Origin of the sequence: Serratia sp. BW106, from assembly GCF_002607755.1 — a bacterium.
Lineage (GTDB): Bacteria > Pseudomonadota > Gammaproteobacteria > Enterobacterales > Enterobacteriaceae > Serratia > Serratia proteamaculans.
Genome location: NZ_MCGS01000075.1, coordinates 1 through 3,787 on the forward strand (window position 1 = coordinate 1; position 3,787 = coordinate 3,787).

Sequence of the window (3,787 nt, forward strand, 5' to 3'; positions counted from 1 at the left end):
TAAGTTGGAGTCATTACCCACTTGTCATTAGATCTTCCACTGTTCAGCCAAGTGACGGAAGTGACACACGTCGATAAATACTAACAGTAGTTCAGCATACAGTTATCTCGGCATTACAATTATGCGTCTCGTGAACACAGTAGCACCTGTAAGGCATACTCCAGTTGTTTAGCATTATCTTCTACAATGAGCCATTCTGGTGGTAATATATCGCACTTATAGATTGTGCTCTGTGGCTGCTTGCCCATATAAGCTTGGGGGGCACTTTCCTTTAGCACAAAAACGGTTGATTGCCGGGCTAATTCCATGCAGTTATCTGATAGCCATTGGCAATACGTCATAACTGCGGCGGGTGGCGGAGTATGCGTGTGCGACATGGCTCGGCTTATGCTTTCCGCTAATAAAAGGGAAGTTGCGTATACCCGTATTGCATGGCGGTCGTAACGTTGCGTGACGATGTTAATCCGCTCTGCATGTAGCCGACCCCGTAGCGACCAGCGTTTACTGACCTGTGCTTCAGCTACAGCGGCACGAAGAGCTGCCAGAGCTGACTGAGCATCTGAAAGCTGACTCAAAGCGGCTTCTGCCCCCTTACTGCTTTGCACCTCGCAGGCTCTGAGCATTCGATCCATCCCATTACCGAGTTGTCGAAGGAAATCAGAAGTTGAACGCCCAATATCACTAAATGGATTAGACGTAAAAAGCACCTGGCTGAATAATAATCCTACAGAGGCTCCCAGCAAAACATCCACCAAACGGGTTCCACCCGCGCTTTCTGGCCCCATGGCAAGAACCAAAGCAACCGATACTCCAGCCTGGATTGGTACCACCGGGGCCGGGCCAATGGCGGCACCAAACAAAATAGCGAAGAACATACCGACGCACATCCGAATCAGTGGGTGAGTATCGGGTAACTGCCACATCAACTCCCCCATCACAATACCGAACGTACAACCAATCACTAGATTTCTTGCTTGTTTCAGGTGACTGGGTACGCCCGGAGCAAGACATACCACGGCACTGACGATGGCAAAAGTAGGATGTTCATGTCCCAGCAGCCATACGGCCAGTATCCATGACAGCAGGCAGGCGAGTGCAGTAGCAAGTGCATCACGCGCTGCCAGCCTCGCACGTGAAGGAAATCCAGTGACGACCTGGCGCCAGGTCAGGCGTAGACGAACTAACCAATGCAAAAGGGGAATCCTCGGTGATGATGGGCATAATGATTCATGGTTCTATATGATCAACTGGAATCAACGAAAATCAGCAATACGATTCTAATTTATTGCATTATTGGATGAATTCCATTTTTTCAAAATTTTAGCCCATATTTCTTTATCTTATCGGACAACGTACTTTTGGCTACCTGTAGTGACTCTGCTGTACGAGAAAGGCTACCTGCATGGCGTGCGAGCTCAGTGGCAATCAAACCTCTCTCAAAATATTCAACGGTTTGCATCAGTGAGAACGAGGAGATATCCGAAGAAATATCTCCCATTGTGATTGTACTCTTAATGCCCAGAACAAATCTCTCGGCTTCATTTCGCAACTCCCTTACGTTCCCGGGCCAACGCCAGGCCATCAACTGATGAAGTTTTGTCTCTTTAATCACTGGGGCTGTGCGATTGAAACTGATCGATGACTGGTTTACAAACAGGTTAAACAACAGGGGAATATCCTCCAGCCAGCAACCCTGCCGTCATCGGCCCGCCATAATGCAGACCTTTACCAATAAGAATCGCGGTCCCCAGTCCTGACAGGCAGACGATCACCGTGAAAACTACCTGCGGCATGCCATCGCTACGAATCGCGCGGATGAACTGCGGTCCCACAGAATAGCCAACGGCGAACAAAAACATGTAAAACCAAAGGTACGACGTTCTTGTTGGGAGAAAGCCGTGCCTTTATTCAGACCTGGATTTTTTAATAATTCGACCCCTTTCGGAAGGGATTTCTGCAACACAGTCATATTTAACTCTCCAAATTGAATCATTGTCTGTTGATGAATGAAACGTTCATCGCATCTCTGTCATTGCACTGAGCGTGCCACTTTTTATAAAAAATAAGTAATTGATAAATGGAGGTTAATTGTGAGCTGTGATTTTAGGTATTCCGGTTATCCGGAAAAATACGGATGCTATGTTCGGTTTTCCGAACGGAACGGGGGAAGTTAGGCAGATTATCCTGATGGACTACTTTTAATCAGTAGTGATTATGTGGGGAAGGCGAACGGCATCCGCGTAAACCTCTTTGCCGATCTGGGGCACAAGACTACAGTCTGTAAAGAGGTTTACGACACCATGCTTCATGGCTAAAACCGTTCAGCCGCGTTTCCGGCAGTGTTTGGTAGCCAGTCGCAATTTCCTGCCGACGGCCACCGGAAACGCGGTTCAGTCGGTTAAATCGCTTTCTGTGCTGGTACAACCAGGTTGTCGTCCCGGAGCCTGAATACTGATACAGACTGTTGCAGCAACCCGGCCTGCTCTTCAAGTGCCGCCGCCGCTGCAACGGACTCTTCAACAAGGGATGCGTTCTGCTGCGTCACACTGTCCATTTCGTGAACCGCAATACCAACCTGCTCAATTCCGCGGCTCTGTTCATCGGATGCAGCAGCAATTTCTGCCATAATATCTGTCACTCGGGTCACTGCATTGACGATATCAGACATCGAGTCGCCAGCACGTTTAACCAAGCCTGAGCCATTTTCAATACGACTGACTGAGGCCTCAATGAGTATCTTGATATCTTTAGCCGCAAGCGCACTGCGCTGGGCAAGGTTGCGAACCTCGCCAGCCACCACGGCAAATCCGCGCCCCTGCTCCCCAGCTCTTGCTGCTTCAACGGCCGCGTTAAGGGCGAGAATGTTAGTCTGAAACGCAATACCATCGATAACATTAATGATGGCACCAATTTCCTTAGAGCTATCGGCGATATCATCCATTGTACTTACAACCAAGCTGACAGCATCTCCCCCTTTTAATGCTTTATCGGAAGCGGCAACTGCAAGCTGTGAAGCCTGGCGGGCATTGTCAGCATTCAACCTAACCGTTGCCGTCAGTTGTTCCATACTTGCTGCAGTTTCTTCCAGTGATGCAGCTTGCTGCTCGGTCCGGGATGACAAATCATGACTACCTGAGGCTATCTCACCTGCCCCGGTGTATATAGAGTCAGAACCGAGTCTGACATCACTGACTGTTCTGATCAGAGACTGTTGCATATGGAGAATACTTTCTGCCAGTTTTGCCATCTCATTATTTCCTTCGACCCTCACCGAATGCGTGAGATCTCCCTGCGAAATAGTGCTCAAATGCTGCATATTATCTTTTAAAGGTGCAATGAGCATTCTCCGTAATCCGACCCAACTGAGTAATATAATGATGATCACCAAGAGAATAACTGTTCCCATAGTCCACAGCATTTCTGTAAAGGTTTTCTGATTTTCACTGATCCCCCGTCGACTTACGTCTTCATAAGTGACGCGCCAGCGATTATAGCTATCCTGCATGGATACCTGATAATCCTGAATACGTAGCCGTAGGATGTCATCCAGTTTTCCCTGCTCCGTAAGCGTTAACGCTTTATCAAGGACATCAGCGTAGGCCAAATAATCGCGTTTAAGCGCATCGAGGCTGCTCAGGTTGGTTCCCGGGCTGACGGTCTGAGAGTTAAAAAGCAGAAAATCATTTCTGCCTCGAGCGAGTTGTTGCCGTCCATCCTTCACGATATCGTTTAAAGAATCGGTATTCGACAGGGTATTATCGTTCATCGGCTTTGTTGAATAAATCGA

3 protein-coding genes and 1 pseudogene are annotated in these 3,787 nt (G+C 48.3%); all 4 read right to left on the reverse strand.

Features of this window, described 5'->3' with window-relative positions; translation table 11 throughout:
• Window positions 1-119: 119 nt before the first annotated feature.
• The gene (locus BEI65_RS26495; RefSeq protein ID WP_001572325.1) at window positions 120-1,193 is read right to left on the reverse strand and encodes an aromatic acid exporter family protein; all 1,074 of its coding nucleotides are present in this window, start codon (window positions 1,191-1,193) and stop codon (window positions 120-122) included.
• A gap of 119 nt (window positions 1,194-1,312) precedes the next feature.
• Window positions 1,313-1,582 (reverse strand): helix-turn-helix domain-containing protein, encoded by a 270-nt coding sequence (locus BEI65_RS27435; protein WP_350494704.1) that lies wholly within the window; start codon window positions 1,580-1,582, stop codon window positions 1,313-1,315.
• A 76-nt stretch (window positions 1,583-1,658) separates the two neighbouring features.
• Window positions 1,659-1,865 (reverse strand): annotated as a pseudogene (locus tag BEI65_RS26505) (hypothetical protein); the annotation flags it as partial.
• 533 nt (window positions 1,866-2,398) lie between these two features.
• The coding region (locus BEI65_RS26510; protein ID WP_157765485.1) for a methyl-accepting chemotaxis protein at window positions 2,399-3,787 on the reverse strand (1,389 nt) is incomplete at its 5' end.

Bases quoted from the DNA above. Each gene is read 5' to 3' on its own strand.
- BEI65_RS27435 (WP_350494704.1), bottom strand. From the start codon at position 1,582: ATGGCCTGGCGTTGGCCCGGGAACGTAAGGGAGTTGCGAAATGAAGCC.